Source organism: Tetzosporium hominis, from assembly GCF_002265435.1.
Lineage (GTDB): Bacteria > Bacillota > Bacilli > Bacillales_A > Planococcaceae > Chryseomicrobium > Chryseomicrobium hominis.
Map to the genome: position 1 here is coordinate 1 of NZ_NOKQ01000139.1, position 264 is coordinate 264.

At 44.7% G+C, this 264-nt stretch carries 1 protein-coding gene; it reads left to right on the plus strand.

The genetic code is table 11. The features are described 5' to 3' along the window. On the plus strand, positions 1 to 264 hold a 264-nt coding region (locus CF394_RS03160; RefSeq protein WP_243370650.1), incomplete at both ends, for an ABC transporter substrate-binding protein.

A 264-nucleotide genomic window follows, 5' to 3' on the forward strand; every position in this document is an offset into this window, starting at 1 on the left:
TTCTGATGAGCGCGTGCGGCAGGCCCTGCAATACGGTTTTGACAAAGAAGCCATGGTGAAAGGCATCACCTCAGGGTTAGAAGAAAAAGCAGATCATATTTTGCCGACAGACTTCCCATACACGTCTGATATTGATGTAAAGCAAATCAACTATGATACAGAAAAAGCAAAAGAGTTATTAGATGCGGCCGGCTGGAAGCTTCCGAATGGCAAGACCGTGCGCGAGAAAGACGGAAAGCCTCTTGAATTTAGTTTAATGTATGA